Genomic DNA, 15743 nt, shown 5'->3' on the forward strand with positions numbered 1-15743 from the left:
CAAGTGTCAAACATGTACCCGTCCCAGTTGCAATTTATAAAAGAATCATTACAATATAGGAATAAGCCTCGGTTTATAATTCATATGTGAATATGGAGACGTTATAAATACACTCTAGGAGGGACCAACGAATGGAACGCATCGAATCTCAGCAGCAATATCAGGATTTAATTAACGGTGACGGTCTGACTGTCGTGAAATTTGATACAACCTGGTGTCCGGATTGCAAGACACTGGATAAATTTATGGACGGAATTATTGAGGAAAACGCGGATAAGCGTTTCTTTGCCCTTGATGCAGAGAAATTCCAGCCGATTGCCGAAGACAATCAAGTGCGTGGCATTCCGAGTCTGCTCGTTTTCCGTAATGGCGAAAAAATTGCTCATTTGCACAGCAAATACGCCAAAACGCCAGCTCAAATCTCGGAATATTTGACTACGCTGGAATCCAAACAATAATCAGAACGCATGATAGGGATAGTTCCAGACTATCTTTCCTTTCAGCAAAATAGTAAAAGGGATATCCAAGGCTGATCATTCAGACCCTATGGATATCCCTTTTTTTATTTATTGGTACCAAACGATGGCTTATAAAATAATGAAAAAGAACACAGCCGCCAGCACGAAGCGGTAAATGGCGAACGTAGTCAGGCTCAAGCGTTTGAGCAGACCGAGGAATGTTTTGATCGCCAGCATCCCGACGATAAAGGCAGTAATAAAGCCGGCCGCGAACACTGGGAAATCACTCATAGACAGATGATCCATACTTTTGATCATATCAATACCCGATGCACCCAGCATGACCGGAACAGATACGAGGAATGTAAATTCCGCGGCTGCCGTATGGCTTACACGTGCGAATAGGCCCCCAGACATGGTTGAGCCTGAACGGGAGAATCCTGGCCATAGGGCTAGGACTTGGAACAAACCGATCGTAAAAGCTTGTTTGTACGTGATCTCATCCAGCGTATGTGATCTAATAGGCGGATGAAATTTTTCAGCCGCGATCATGAGCAGGCCCCCGATCACCAAACTGTATAAAACCGTTTCAGGACCAAACAGGTATTGCTTAATTACATCACGGAACAGTACGCCAATTAGCCCCGCTGGGATCATGGCTAAAATAATATGTAATAGGTTTAGACGTGGCTGACTCGAGATTTTGCGTCTGAAATCAAACAGGCTCAGGAATCTGCGCCAGTATAATACGACGACTGCCAGCACAGCACCTAATTGTACGATAACCTCAAACGTTTTGACCGTATCATTCTCTGTGTTTAATCCTAGAAGATTAGCCGTAAGGATCATGTGACCCGTCGAAGAGACCGGCAAAAACTCTGTCAGTCCTTCAATAATTCCCATAATAATAGAAGATAAAATATCCACTTTACTAGCTCCTCCTTACACGCGTGCAGGGCAAACGACCTAAGCCGTTTGCCCTGGGAATATGTCATTTCAGTAGGAGTGAACACAAGTGTCAAGTGCAAAGATAAACGCTCAGGTCACACGGTTCACTCCCGGGAAGAAGTGTCCGATTCTGCTTCCAATTCAGATGCGGGGGATGTGTGGTGTAAAATAATCTCCACCCGACGAATACGATTTTTACCCATTTCACGAATGATAAATTTCACATTCTCTTCTATGAATTCCTTGCCCTGTCTAGGTTCCGGAACCCGGCTATACACCCACCCTCCGACAGTATCCACGTCTTCATCGTCCAATGTCAAGCCCGTCAGATCACTCAGATCGGAAAGCATCACTTTACCATCCATCAAATAACTGTTCTCCGTCAGTTTCTCGATTTCCTTCCGTTCATCCTTATCAAATTCGTCCCGAATTTCGCCAACAATCTCCTCCAAAATGTCCTCAATGGTAATGAGGCCGGAGGTTCCACCGTATTCATCGACCAGGAGAGCGATATGAACCTGCTCCTTCTGCATACGTTTCAGCAGTGTGTTGACGGGGATAACTTCCGGAACGGTCAAGATCGGTTGAATCAGACTGTCGAAAACAAGCTCTGGATTGCGATCATACTCAAGGAATAGCTGTTTGGTATTAATCATACCAATGATCTGATCCTTGCTGTCTGTCGCCACCGGAAAACGGGTATACTGCTCTTCGTGAATAGTCAGCATGTTTTCTTGTAGCGAGCGATTCGTAAACAAGCATACCATATCTGTACGTGGTACCATAATTTCTTTGGCAACGGTCTCGTCAAAAGCAAAGATACGATTTACGTAGCCATATTCGGTGTTATTGATCTTACCACTTTCCACGCTTTCGGACAAAATGATCTGAATTTCTTCCTGAGAGTGCGCTTCTTCATGCTCACTAGCCGGTTGAAGACCAAACAGACGAACCAGACGATTGGCCGAGCCGTTAAGGAGCCAAATAAACGGATACATAATCCGATTAAACCACACGATGACTGGGGAGGTTAACAGACTGACAGCTTCCGCTTTGCGGATCGCCAATGTTTTGGGAGCCAGTTCGCCGATCACCACGTGCAGGTAAGTTACAATGACGAATGAAATAATAAAGGCCAGGATATGTGAAAAATCCCCATTGATGTTGAGCTGTTGAAAGAGAGGCTCCAGCAATTTGACTACGGTCGGTTCACCGAGCCAGCCGAGTCCCAACGCTGTAATCGTAATACCAAGCTGACAGGCGGACAGGTAGCCGTCCAGATTATTGACGACTTTTTGTAGCGCCAGTGCGTTTTTACGGTTCTCCACGACCAGCTGATCGACCCGGCTGGAACGGATTTTAATAATCGCAAACTCGGTAGCCACGAAAAAAGCACTAAATAAAATCAACACCGCAAACAAAAATAGACTGACACCTATACCCATATAATTTTCACTCATCCCTTTTTCGTTCAATTTTTTAAGGAACCCCATTTTAAGTTCACTTGAACTTATTTTAAGAACTTAAAAGGAAATATACAAGGTTCATATGGAATCATAGCAGGTCACCTACCTCCAATTTACACGGAAAATAAGGCATAATAGAACCCGCACGGCTCATTGCTTCACTTTACAAGCCTAGTTTGAGGGCGTATGATGAGTTCAAATGAACTTGAAATGTAATAAAGGGAGGAAAGCAGATGGAGTCTTTTACCCTTACTCGTCGTGATATGGCCCATTTGCTGCTGGCCATGGAAGGTCGCCGCGAATTGCAGCCTTTGGCCGTTCTACAGGACGCCTGGAGGCGCACTCATAGCCATCTCGCCCGTTCCGGGAGCACGATGCCGACATTTTTATACACCGACGTGACACCTGTGCTAGATAAAATCATCAAGGGTAAGCACAGCGCAGCCTTTTCGCTGCAGGAGATCGTTTCCCTGGGTCAACTGGTCGAATACAGTCATGTCTCACTGGCATCTATGCAAAATTGGGTCAAACGCGACTTCAAGGAATTTCTCGGCGCTCCGAAGATCGGCAAAAAATACTCGGTCAACCAGGCAGCTATATTGCTCATTGTGGAAGATTTAAAATCATGTCTTGATTTTGAATCCATTCGTCAGCTATTTCATATCCTGTTCCAACAACCCGAAGATGATACGGACGATCTGATTCAGCCGGTCGATTTGTACGCCGCCTATTCAACTTTGTTTGAGGAGCTGGATGCGAACGGAGACCAACTGCTCGATGTTGCTGGAGCAGGCTATGCAAAGGACAACGGAAATTCCGTTACAGGACAGCAGCGCCAGGAAGCTGCGACAGAGGAGCTGCTGGTTCAGGCGGCCGATCAATACATCAGCCGTTTACAGCATTTGACCCCTAACCAGTGTGAAGCAGTGCGTAATACTTTGCTGGTGGCAGCGGTAGCGGTGCAAAATAGTTATTTTTTGTCCATGGCACGTCGGTATGTGAATGCGACGTTGTTTCTGGACTTCCAGGGGTAAATCAGGATTGGCACTAGAAGCCAATCCTATTTTTTTGCTCTTTTTAGAGGATTGTCTACCCTTTTGGAGACTGAAAAAGTATACAAAAGAGGTATATACACTAAAACGCTGTCAAAGATACAATAAACATATATAATCCAGCAATTGGAAAAACTTAGAATATCTCTTCCAAAGCATCTGGATACACACACAGGAGGTAATGGCATGTCCGATGTCTCCATCATCATTTGTACCCGCAACCGGATCGAAGACCTGACACGCTGTATACAATCTATTGCAGTACAGCAGCAATTGGAGCATACGGCTGTAGAACTGCTGATTGTTGATGACGGCGATATTTCCGACCAACAGATCGAGCAGTACCGTCACATGGTATCCGGATTGCCTCAAAGCGTTTTGAAATATTATAAAAAAAGTCGTCCCGGCGTTTGGTTGTCCCGCTATGAGGCCTTGTCTCTTGTGCGGTATGATATTGTGCTGTATTTTGACGATGATGCAGAACTGGACGATAAACTCTATATCCGGCGCTTGCTCGATACCTATGATCAGGATGAAACGATTGTGGGTGTTGGAGGGATTGCAAAGGGATTACATTCGAGCCGGGCAGGAAAGCTGCTGGGCGTTTTGACATTTCAGATGTCTTCATCCCTCGGCAAGCTCTCGCCTAGTAGTCTGGCAGGTTCTTTGCTGCGTTGGGGCGAAGCGACTGAGGTTTTCGATACAGAATTTTTCCATGGCTGCAATATGTCATTTCGGAGGGATGCGCTTCGGGACATGAAGCCGTATCCGTGGATGACCAGTTATGCCGTTGCTGACGATTTGTACATGTGCCAGTTGGCGAGCCGTTACGGCAAATTGGTTATCAATCCTGACTTAACCATCATTCATCATGAATCTCCAAGCTCGCGCGATAAGGCGGGCAAAGTAGCCAAGGCTACAGCGATTAACCACTATTATTTTCTTGCCTTGAAAAAGGCTGGAGTGATTCAGTATGGAGCCCTTTTATGGACCTTATCCTACTTGATGCTCAAAGAAATGCTGCGCCGCAATTTTAATGCCGCAGATGGATACAAGCAGGGGGTGTTGTTCATTCTGAACCCGCGCAAGCAAAAATATAACGAATATTTAGGCCCGGCGGTTCAGTAAACTGTTTTTTTAACACACTGACAGGATAAAGGGGGAGTATGATGTTAAGCTTGTCCATTGCTCTGTGCACCCGAAATCGGGTTGATGATCTGACCCGATGCATTAATTCAATTGCCATTGGGGGAGCACCGGAGGCATGTGAAACCGAGCTATGGATTATTGACGACGGAGAACTGCCGAAGCATGTGCTGGAACGTTATGAGCGTCAGTTGGGCAGAGCGGGAATTACCTACCGATATCATCGCAAGGAGCAGCCGGGATTATGGTTATCTCGTGTAAAGACAGCTGAACTTGCGCAGGGTGACATCATTTTGTTCCTTGACGATGACGTTGAGCTGCCGAGCAACTATTTGAATGAGTTGATGCGTACCTATGAGGCTTACCCGCAGGCCGCTGGTGTTGGCGGTATTGCACAGGGAATGAGTAACAGCTTCATGGGAACGATTCGATGCTTGCTGTCATTCCAGCAGTCTTTGTCCAAAGGGAGGTTGTCCCTCAGCGGTCAGTCCGGCTCGATGTATAACTGGCATAAGGCCAAGAAGACGTTTAGAACCCAGTTTTTTCATGGCTGCAATATGTCATTTCGCCGTGAGGCGATTCGCAGTCTGGAGCCGGTACCTTGGTTGCAAAGCTATAGCGTAGGCGAGGATTTATTACTTTCACGCATCGCAATGAAAAGCGGTCCGTTATACATTAACCCGGCGCTTACGCTGCTTCATCACGAATCGCCGTCCTCGCGCGACAATATGGAGCAGGTTACTTATATGCGGGTGATGAATCATATTCATCTCCTGCGTGAAGAGGGATCTGGGCCGATTGGTTATGCAGCACTATACTGGACGACGTTGTATCAGATTTTGAGAGAAAAGCCCAAGAAAAATCATACTGCCATTCAAGGCTATAGAAGAGCGTTGAAAGCAATCTTTTCAAGTCCAAAGGAGCCTGTTGGCGGGGGACAGTTGCCTGAACGCAATTCCAAAAAAACGGTAGGCTGATGGAGGTGCGTCAAAAGACGCAATGTGAGCATAGAGACGAGAGGCTTAATAAGGAACAGGAGTTGGACGTAACATGAGCACATGGACAGCAGCAAGGAAAGTATTCACGGGTGACAGTCTCGCCAAAACGATCATGCGCACGAGTTTTAACAATTTTTTTGTGCTAATCGTCACGACCCTGACTTCCATCCTGACCGCACGTATGCTCGGAGTAGAGGGGAAAGGAGAACTGGCGGCAGTTCTGTTCTGGCCTACGTTGATCGGCAGTGTGTTGAGCTTCGGATTACCAACGTCGTTAATTTATAACATCAAGAAGAAAACAGGCACGACGGAAGAACTGCTGGCGTTGTCGCTCTGGATTCAGTTGCCTGCCAGCTTGTTGGCGGGAGCGGTGGCCTGGATATGCATGCCGCTGTGGCTGAATGGTTATGGTGCGGATATCATCCAGCTGTCCCAGCTTTATTGTGCGGCAGCCATACCGCTGGCAGTGCTTACAGCGCTGACGACAGCATTGTCGCAAGGGCTGGATCGATTTAGCGTATATAACGGTCTGTTGTTTTACTACCCGTTACTGAATTTCATCGGTCTGGTGACACTGTGGCTGATGGGCCTGCTCAATGTGCAGCTGGCAGGAGCAGTGAATTTTGCCGCGAGTTTCCTTGCGCTAGTATGGGCGTTCCTCCGTTTGCGCAAGTATATGAATTTGCGTGCTTTCCGTCCATTTACCAGCCGCCAAGTGCTTCGTCCTTATTATAGCTATGGAGCGAGGGTTTACGGGATGGAGCTGATGGGGACGCTGTCCACACAAACGGACAAAATCGTTATTGTGGCGCTGCTATCACCCAAAGCGTTCGGTCTGTACTCTGTCGTCTACGCCTTGTCTCGTGTGTTCAATGTGGTGCAAAATGCCGTCACTAACGTTACTTTTCCTAAGGTGACGGGGATGGAGCACAGCAAGATTGTCGAAACAGTAGGTCGTGCTTTTCGCATCTCTATGGCTGCGATGCTAATCGTCATTGTGCCTGCTCTCTTCATTGGACGCTATATGCTGGGTTTGCTGTACGGCCCCGCTTTTCTGGAAGCATCGCTAACGTTCTACCTGCTGTCACTGGAATGTATCATTGGTGGCGGCTCATGGATTCTGGCTTCGGCCTTTAACGCGCTGGGACGTCCGGGACTGGTATTGTTCCGGCAAATTGTAGCCTATGCGATCACCGTCGGTCTATTTTTTATTTGTACACCGATCTTTGGTCTGGACGGCATTGCGATTGCTTTGCTTGTAGGCGCTTGTGTACGATTGGCGTTCTCACTGTTCTCATTCCCGATGTTTTTCAATGTTCCGCTATCACGGATCATTTTTGATAAAAGTGACATTACATTTGTCATTCAGACTATACAAAAGAAGCGCAGGAAGGGAGAACTGAAAGATGCCGAATTTGCATCCCATGGCTAAACTGAAAAATAAGCTGAGCGTCATTCTCGACGTAGTCCCCCAAGGTTCGAATATCATTTATGTCGACTATCCCGTCTATAATAACGGTGGGGATGTACTCATCATGAAAGGCACCGAGGCGTTCTTCAAGGATAATGGCATCCGTGTCCGTGCCCGTTATAGCGCCATGGATATTCCCGATCAGCTTCAAATTCCGGGTGACTGGATTATCGTGTGCCACGGCGGCGGCAACTTCGGCGATCTCTATTCAAATCACCAAAATTTGCGAGAACGCATCGTTCGCGATTTCCCTAACCACCGAATTGTGATTATGCCGCAGACGATCCACTTTCAATCTGAACAGAAGGCTAATGAAGTCGCTGCCTTGTTCAATGCTCATCCGGATCTACATATGTTTGTGCGGGATACACGCTCTTATCAGTGGGCTAAGGACAAGCTGAACCAGTGCAGTATCACACTATGCCCTGATATGGCGCACCAGCTCTGGCCATTGAAGCCGACTACGGAAACAGTGAAGGATGTATTGTATTTCCTGCGGACTGATATTGAAACGGTGGGTGGACAAAAGAAGTTCGATGACGAGGCAGATGCCGCTCACCGGCTGGACTGGGATACTTTGTTTACTCCGCTGGAAGTGAAGGGAATTGTCTATTTCCAGAAGTTTTATCGACTGGATAAGAAAATCGGTGGACCGTTGCCTACACGTACGTTCTGGTACAAGTATACAGACCATCTTATGAACAAAGCGGTTACGCTGTTCAGCTCTTACCGCGAGGTTCGCACTTCACGGCTGCACGGTCACATTCTGGCCTGTCTGCTTGATATGCCGCACGTTGTCATTGACAATTCCTACGGCAAGAACTCGCAATATTATAATACCTGGACACAGCCGAATCCAAAGGCGCAGCTGTTTAGTGAAGCTCCAAGTGCGTTGGAGCAGCCATCTTAATAGTAAGAAAAGATACGTATGATTAATTTCAAAGGTATGATAACGGCAAAAAATCTCCTGACCATTTCATTGGTATAGGAGATTTTTGCTTGTGTTAAATTAATAAGGATAGTTAAGAGTTAAGCTTGTGAACTATTAAGGCTATTCATATTTAATGGGATGATCGCTCGTTCTTTCTTGGCTTCTATTGATTATTGACAGTTACCTCATATTTTGATGCGTTCCAGTTTACCTTTGCACCCAAGGTTTGAGAAATGAATCTGATCGGTACCAAAATACTCCCGTTTATATATTTTGGAGGAGCAGCGAGACTTACTTTTTTTCCATTAACCAATGCGAATTTTTGGTTTACAACTAGTTCTATAGTCAGTTTACCTTTTGTGATGGTGACATGATCCCTTTGGCTACTATTCCAAATGACTTTAGCTCCTGATTTTTCAAATATTCCTCTGAAAGGAACATAGACTGAGCCGTTCAGTAATTTGGGAGTGGTAGTCAGATCCATGATAGAGCCATCTACGGTCAATTGAATAGGCTTCACTACAATAGTCGGTTGCTTTACATTTTTCAATGTCGAGTCAATTCCAAGTTGACCGTTAACGTTGCTCCCCCAACTCCATAATTTATTGTTTTCCGTTCTTACGATTGTAAAGTCGTTTCCAGAGTTTACTTCCGATATATTAGCAAGCCCCTTTACTTTCTCTGGATTGGAATTACCAGCAGAAATCCAGACATCGCCAGTAGTTGTTACAAATGAAACAGTGTGGTCGAATTGAGCAGAGATATCTTTTAACTTCTGTGGAATTTTAAACTGTTTAGTTTTGCTCTCTAGCGGATTATATGTCCACCCGTTGCCATTCATATCAATTGCACTTATAGCAAAATCTCCACTTTTAATCATTTTAATTTTTTTAAGTTGTTTAAGCAGCTGTGGTTCTTTAATATTCGCATCTTCATTGTCGCCGCCCCAATAGAGCAATGTTCCATCCTTGGAAAGTGCAAAGGAACCCTGATTCGTAGCTGCTATACCCACAATATTCATGGGTAGATCTTTTATTAAAGTTGGTTCATTGATGAAAGATGACTTAAAGTTGGCTAATTGTCCCCGAGAATTATCACCCCAGCCCCAAACCTGCCCGCTTTGATCTAATGCTAAAAAGTGATCTCCTCCGGCGGCAATTTTTACAACATTTTTTAGGCTTGAGAAGGTTTTAGGGGCAACACTACGACCTTGATTTTTTTTACTTTGCCAACTAACAACGGTACCATCTGTTTTTATGGCTAGAGAACCAAAGCGACCCGTGGTGACCTGTTTAAAAGTATCAGATGACATAGAAACCACAGGAGAGGGTACGGAACGATTTATGCCGTCTTCTGAGCCTAATTCCCCATCTTCATTACGCCCCCATGCAAGTAGCTTTCCTTGATTGTCAATAGCGTAAGTATGTTCACCACTGCTTGAAAATTGAACTATATCTGGAGATGGTTTTACATATTCGTTTGAATATGCTTCTTTTGAAACTAAGCAAGAGGAGAAAATTAATAAAATAACTGATAAAGCTATGAAACATTGCTTTAAATTTTGATTTTTCAAGATATGCTCTCTCCTTTTTTGAAATAACTTCTAATATCATATAACCATAAACAAGAAAGAAATTGCAAATAAATCCAGCTAATATGTATTTGTTTCCATAAAAAATGTAGACAAATGAATAATGAAATACTATTATATGTTTTGGGTGAAAATTTTTACAATATTAGGGAAGGGGAATAGCAAAAATTTTTCTCAAAAATTAGGATGAGGTGAGAGTGAATGAAAAAGGTAAAGTTCTCAATAATTATCTTTCTGTTATTCTCTTCAATTGGTGTTACTGCTTCGGCTAATAACGAAGATATTACGGAAAAAGTTAGCGATTCAGTAACGCAATCAACTTATGGATTAGAACATTCTAAAAATGTTACAGTAAAAAATGATGCTGAGGTTAGCCAGGAAAAGATAAACAACTTTATTATTCAAGCCAAAAAAGTTGTTAGAGAAGAAAAAGCAAATAGTCAATCATTGAATGCATCTATTGAATCTTCTACATATGAAACTGTTGACTACTGTTATTTGGACGATACTAACCTCTTTTTTTATGAGGATTCTTCAATTAAAGATCCAGAGTTGATTATTTTACCAGTTGAAAATGGTAGAGAGGAAACACACTTTATTAAACCACAAGCAATACAAGGAGGATTTGGAGGAAGGGTATTGGTCAATAGTACGACAGGTAACTACATTGAGACTAGGGCCATTACTACATCAAGTAACTCTACTTTGCTGGCTACAAATGGAACCCCGTATATGTATACAGGGTTTACAGCAAGGGGATTGGAAGTTGATGCAGGATTGGCTTATAGTAAAGGAGATGCTCCGGGAGTTTGGCAGCCTTATCTTAAAATAGGTGGGGACGATCCACTGTCAACTTCATATCTACTTGATGGTTATAATCAGGTACAATATAAAAATGGGTATATTACTGGACAGCCAGTTCAGATGGACTTATGGAGGAACTATACTAGTGGTGTTGAACATAACGCTGTAAGATTAAAACTTGCGGGAACTGCTATATGTGCGGATCTTGGATGTTCAAGACATGGTGATACTAAGCTGACCACTATCTTTTCTAAATCAAATATTGGAGTGAACAGTGTAGTTAATTATAAGTTGTTAGCAACTATTGCTGGTTCCGGAGCAAGCGGGCAGATGAATTCTACTCTAAGTGAAATATCAATTGACGGGATAGCCAAAACACCAGTTAAAGATGAAGTAGCCAATACTCAAGTCACAATTAGTGGAAATAGTACATCTTTTAAGCTTTCAAAATAGTATATTAATATAGTTTATAAAACCGTTCTAAGGAGCGGTTTTATTTTTTTATTAAAAGCCATGTTGTTTGCTTACACTCCACTACCGCTTCATTTTGACAATTCATTTCATGAATAGATATAATTTATGGGATAAAACTTGTAGGAATATTGGGAACTCCCCTAACTTTTGCAGAATAACATGAAAGTATATTTATTTTAATGAATCGAGGCTGACGAATGAGTAATCAATCGATGGACATGCTTCTCACGAAGGATATCGTGCGTGAAGGGGAGTCTATTTTGCGTACGAAGGTGGATCCGGTATGCTTGCCACTGTCTGAAGAGGATCTTCAACAGATGCAATGGATGCTGGATTATCTGAAAAATAGCCAAAATGAAGAGCTGGCTACCCGCTATGAACTGCGCCCGGGTGTGGGATTATCTGCGAACCAGGTAGGTTTGAACAAAAGAATGTGCGCTATTTATTATGAAGATGGGGACAAAACGGTAGAGTATGCGTTGTTTAATCCGAAGCTGGTCAGCCACTCCACGTCCATGATTTATTTGGAACAAGGTGAGGGGTGCTTGTCTGTAGATCGGTACGTAGCCGGATATGTACCTCGTTATGAAAAAATTCGTATTAAGGCCAATTTGCCAGACGGAACACAGGAGCTATTGACTTTCAAAGGTTATGCAGCGATTGTAGTACAGCATGAAATGGACCATTTGGACGGTATTATGTTCTATGACCGTATCAATCCGGAAGATCCGCACAAGCTGCCGCAGGGAGTGCATATCGAACCTTTTGTACGTAAATAGCTCATGATCCGTAAAGTGTGGTGACTCCGTTCGCCACATTTTTTTAATTTTGCAAAAAAATATGGATATAGAGGTTACGAAGCTTTAAACTGGAAACATGTAGCTCGTGATAGAGGATGTGAAAATACACAAAAATGTAAGCGCTTATCTTATGGGAGGGATGACATGAATCGTGGAGTACGGCTTCTGATGAATAATATGCGTATGCGGAATAAGCTGCTGTTCTCCTATGTACTGATTGTCATGATCCCGGTGCTGGTGGTAGGCGGCTGCGTTACTTTTTATTTGCGAGAGCAGGCATTGAATAGTGCAATTGCCCAGACAGTAAACAATGTGGAAAAGATCAAGAGCCAGACGGCAAATTTACTGCGTGTGCCAACGGATATTTCAAATGGGCTCATGTTCGATAAGAGGTTGAGGGAGATGGCGAACAGACGGTATCCGGGTATGGTGGAGCTGATGAATGCGTATCATCAATACAAGGATTTTAATGAGTATACTCAGCAATATAGAGAGATTGCTACCATCCGGTTCTATTCGTACAATCCGACGCTTGTCAATAATCTGGAGTTTATTCCAGTGGACTCTAACATTGAGCGGCAGCAGTGGTTCCAAACGGCTTTGAAGGGGACGGCGATTAACTGGTTTTACATTCAGGATAAGGAAGATAACCCGGTTAATCGCCTGAGCCTGGTACGGCAAATTCCATTTCCCGAATACAATACCAAGGGAGTTCTGATGATATCGCTGAGTCAGACCGAGTTGAATCATATGCTGAGCAAGGAGCCCTTTGAAACATTGATTGCAGATCGTAATGGTATTGTGGTCGCAGCTACTCGTCCGCAGTCGGTGGGTCAGACGTTGGGAGATTTACATTTGGGCTTTGATGTTCAGCGTGCGGGTAAGGGAATATATGAAGCGAAAATCAACGGAAAGTCCTCCAACATCATCGTGGATGAGCTGCTGCCCGCCTCCAGTGTGAGCGGATTTACGATTATTTCAGTGTTTTCGACGGAGCATATTGTACAGGGAGCCAACCGAATTAGCTTGATTGGTGCTCTATGTGTTCTTGCGGTGCTGGTTATGGCACTGATTCTGATCACCATCATTTCCTGGCTGATTACCAAACGCCTACAGCGGTTGAGCTATGAACTGGGTAAGGTAGCCGCGGGCGATTTTCATGTGGTATCGAGTGTGGAGGGAAGGGACGAGATCGGGGATTTATCCCGCCGTTTCAACTATATGGTGAACAGTATTCGCCAACTCATGGCGCAGGTCTATGAGACGAGTGAGCATAACAACAGACTGGAATTGGCACAAAAGGATATCAAGCTAAAAATGATGGCTAGCCAAATTAATCCGCATTTTCTGTTTAATGCGTTAGAATCCATTCGAATGAAAGCACATCTGAATGGGGAAGCGGAAATTGCAACGACGGTGCGTTTGCTTGGCAGGCTGATGCGCCGGAATCTGGAGATTGGCAGTGGTAAAACGACGGTACTACAGGAGCTGGATATGGTGCGGTCCTATTTGCAAATTCAGCAGTTCAGATTTGGAAATCGTTTGATCTATGAAGTGAATTTGGAAGAAAGCGCGACGGGCCTGTCGATTCCTCCCTTAATCATACAACCGCTGGTGGAAAATGCAGTCATTCATGGCCTGGAAAATAAGGAAGAGCCAGTTACCGTGAAGGTAGATATTGCAATAGAACGAAGAGAGCTGAAAATCAAAGTGGAAGATGATGGAATCGGCATGGAAGCTGGGCAACTGACCCGTCTGCTAGCTCGGATCAGGGGGACGGATGAGCCAGAAGGGAGCAGTATTGGCCTGCGTAATGTACATCAACGTCTAACATTGATGTACGGCGAACGTTATGGACTGCATATTGAAAGCGCATTACAAGAAGGAACAACCGTATACTTTTCCATACCAAGGGAGGAAGAGTCGAATGTACAAAGCAATGATTGTAGATGATGAGCCTGCGATTCGTGAAGGATTGTCCTCCATTATTGACTGGGGGAATTGTGGCTTCCGTATTGTCGACACGGCAGGGAACGGGCGCGAGGCACTGGATAAGTTCGGAGAGCATCGGCCGGAGCTGGTCATTGTAGATATTCGTATGCCCGGGATGAGTGGGCTGGAGGTCATACGAAGCATACGTGAAAAGAACGGAGAGCCGTTTCATTTTCTCATATTAAGCGGATATGCAGACTTTGATTATGCACGGCAAGCCATGGGCTTCGGGGTGGATGGCTATCTACTGAAGCCAGTTGATGAGGAAGAAATGACGACAGAGTTGAAACGGGTATGGCAAAACATTGAGGACGAGAAAGAAGACGGCAAATGGGGAAGTCCGCCTTCCCATGAGCGTAATTGGATCGAAGCACTATTGTTTCCGGATCATCGAGAGCATGCTCGTAATGCTGTGGAAAGCAGTGATTCTCTTCACAGAGCATCCAAGCAAGCTGAACATCAAAGCGGTAACGGAAAACATGGACAACAGCCCGTGTTACCAGCGTTGGACTGGAGTAGCTATCAGGTTATTCTGCTGGATTTACGTATACCTGACTGGGATCGGCAAGCCCGGCAGTCGGCAGCAAAGCAGCGGCTAACAGAATTGTGCCATGAGCAGGGCAGAGGTATCGTGTTTGAGGCTGGAATATATATGGGTCTTTTGCTTCCCGCCACGTTAAAAACGGAGAAAGATGCTGTTCAGTTACTGGCTGCTTGGCGACAGGAGCTAAAGCCGTGGGCTACGGAAATTTATGTGGCTGCCGGTGATTCTGTAGCCATTCTTAACGACATTCCCAGATCTTTTGAGCAGGCACTACGATTATTGGAGCGTACGTTTTTGTTCCGGGCAGAAAGAGTCATGCTTTCCGGAGACCTACACGAATTGGAGACAGTCGAGACTGAAAGGAGTGGAGCGTCTGATAGTGCCACAGATGATCCCATACGTTATGCAGAAAAGCTGTACTATGCGCTAGATATGGCTAATAGTGAAGCTGCAACCCGTGTCATTAAGGATATGGAAGGCCAATTTCCACGGATTTATCGCACAGAATCTGCAATCAAGGCGGCGTTCGCCCAAACATTCACACTGGCGTTGAACAAGTATGCAGCTGGACAGGATCACAGCCGAACCGTGCTGGAGGAGCACTCCAGCTTTATAACCGATGTATATGCTTATTCCACATTGGGCGAGCTGGTGGATCACTCGCTGGAGCATGTGTTGCAATGGATTGGCCAGACTGAATCTGGTGGCAAGGGCATCATCATGAAACAAATGATTGACTTTATACATAGTCATTATGATGAAAATTTGCGACTGGAGTTACTGGCAGATATGTTCAATTACAATAGTGGCTATTTGGGCAAACTGTTCAAAAGTCATACTGGCGAGGCCTTTAATGCCTACCTGGATAAGGTGAGGATTGAGCGAGCAAGAGAATTGCTTGCTCAAGGAATTAAGGTGCACCAGGTGGCGGAACGCGTAGGATATGCGAATGCAGATTATTTTCATAGTAAATTTAAAAAGTATGTTGGAATGTCACCTTCCTCCTACCGTAATCGGGTTCAAAAGAACGGAGGAACAGATGGCTGTTGATAGAATCCCTAGGTTTAA

13 protein-coding genes are annotated in these 15743 nt (G+C 44.6%); 10 read left to right on the plus strand and 3 right to left on the minus strand.

Going from position 1 to position 15743, the window contains the following annotated elements; translation table 11 throughout:
* The first annotated feature begins 131 nt into the window (after positions 1–131).
* Positions 132–458 (plus strand): thioredoxin family protein, encoded by a 327-nt coding sequence (locus NSS66_RS22755; protein WP_023990351.1) that lies wholly within the window; start codon positions 132–134, stop codon positions 456–458.
* A 129-nt stretch (positions 459–587) separates the two neighbouring features.
* Here NSS66_RS22755 and bacA read toward each other — a convergent pair whose 3' ends face one another.
* Entirely contained in the window at positions 588–1385 is a 798-nt protein-coding gene (bacA, locus tag NSS66_RS22760; RefSeq protein WP_075154762.1) for an undecaprenyl-diphosphate phosphatase, read from the minus strand.
* 125 nt (positions 1386–1510) lie between these two features.
* Positions 1511–2881 carry a hemolysin family protein gene (locus NSS66_RS22765; RefSeq protein ID WP_028541809.1) on the minus strand — a complete coding sequence of 457 codons (1371 nt, stop codon included), beginning with the start codon at positions 2879–2881 and terminating at the stop codon, positions 1511–1513.
* 224 nt (positions 2882–3105) lie between these two features.
* On the opposite strand from NSS66_RS22765, the gene NSS66_RS22770 reads away from it, so the two are divergent.
* The 5 genes from NSS66_RS22770 to NSS66_RS22790 all read left to right on the plus strand — a co-directional run bounded on the left by NSS66_RS22770 (position 3106) and on the right by NSS66_RS22790 (position 8449).
* A complete protein-coding gene (locus NSS66_RS22770; protein WP_028541810.1) occupies positions 3106–3906 on the plus strand; it encodes a DUF1836 domain-containing protein in 801 nt (266 codons plus the stop codon).
* Between the two features lie 204 nt (positions 3907–4110).
* The gene (locus NSS66_RS22775; protein WP_028541811.1) at positions 4111–5052 is read left to right on the plus strand and encodes a glycosyltransferase family 2 protein; all 942 of its coding nucleotides are present in this window, start codon (positions 4111–4113) and stop codon (positions 5050–5052) included.
* A gap of 41 nt (positions 5053–5093) precedes the next feature.
* On the plus strand, positions 5094–6047 hold the full coding sequence (locus NSS66_RS22780; protein ID WP_023990347.1) for a glycosyltransferase family 2 protein: 954 nt from the start codon (positions 5094–5096) through the stop codon (positions 6045–6047).
* Between the two features lie 73 nt (positions 6048–6120).
* The gene (locus NSS66_RS22785; protein WP_028541812.1) at positions 6121–7500 is read left to right on the plus strand and encodes a lipopolysaccharide biosynthesis protein; all 1380 of its coding nucleotides are present in this window, start codon (positions 6121–6123) and stop codon (positions 7498–7500) included.
* Positions 7475–8449, plus strand: coding sequence for a polysaccharide pyruvyl transferase family protein (locus NSS66_RS22790; protein ID WP_013312001.1), 975 nt, complete (start codon positions 7475–7477; stop codon positions 8447–8449). Before NSS66_RS22785 ends, NSS66_RS22790 begins: the two co-directional genes overlap by 26 nt.
* A gap of 184 nt (positions 8450–8633) precedes the next feature.
* Here NSS66_RS22790 and NSS66_RS22795 read toward each other — a convergent pair whose 3' ends face one another.
* Complete coding sequence (locus NSS66_RS22795; protein WP_028541813.1) at positions 8634–10043, minus strand: RCC1 domain-containing protein; 1410 nt, start codon at positions 10041–10043, stop codon at positions 8634–8636.
* 219 nt (positions 10044–10262) lie between these two features.
* On the opposite strand from NSS66_RS22795, the gene NSS66_RS22800 reads away from it, so the two are divergent.
* From NSS66_RS22800 to NSS66_RS22815, 4 genes are all read left to right on the plus strand, one after another.
* Positions 10263–11318, plus strand: coding sequence for a YrpD family protein (locus NSS66_RS22800; protein ID WP_339200935.1), 1056 nt, complete (start codon positions 10263–10265; stop codon positions 11316–11318).
* A gap of 218 nt (positions 11319–11536) precedes the next feature.
* Positions 11537–12118, plus strand: a complete 582-nt coding sequence (gene def, locus NSS66_RS22805) for a peptide deformylase (RefSeq protein ID WP_028541815.1) — start codon at positions 11537–11539, stop codon at positions 12116–12118.
* 165 nt (positions 12119–12283) lie between these two features.
* A complete protein-coding gene (locus NSS66_RS22810) occupies positions 12284–14092 on the plus strand; it encodes a cache domain-containing sensor histidine kinase (protein ID WP_340959842.1) in 1809 nt (602 codons plus the stop codon).
* Positions 14067–15725 (plus strand): response regulator transcription factor, encoded by a 1659-nt coding sequence (locus tag NSS66_RS22815; protein ID WP_076295648.1) that lies wholly within the window; start codon positions 14067–14069, stop codon positions 15723–15725. Before NSS66_RS22810 ends, NSS66_RS22815 begins: the two co-directional genes overlap by 26 nt.
* Positions 15726–15743: the final 18 nt, after the last annotated feature.

The organism is Paenibacillus sp. FSL R10-2748 (assembly GCF_038005565.1).
GTDB classification, from domain to species: domain Bacteria; phylum Bacillota; class Bacilli; order Paenibacillales; family Paenibacillaceae; genus Paenibacillus; species Paenibacillus polymyxa_B.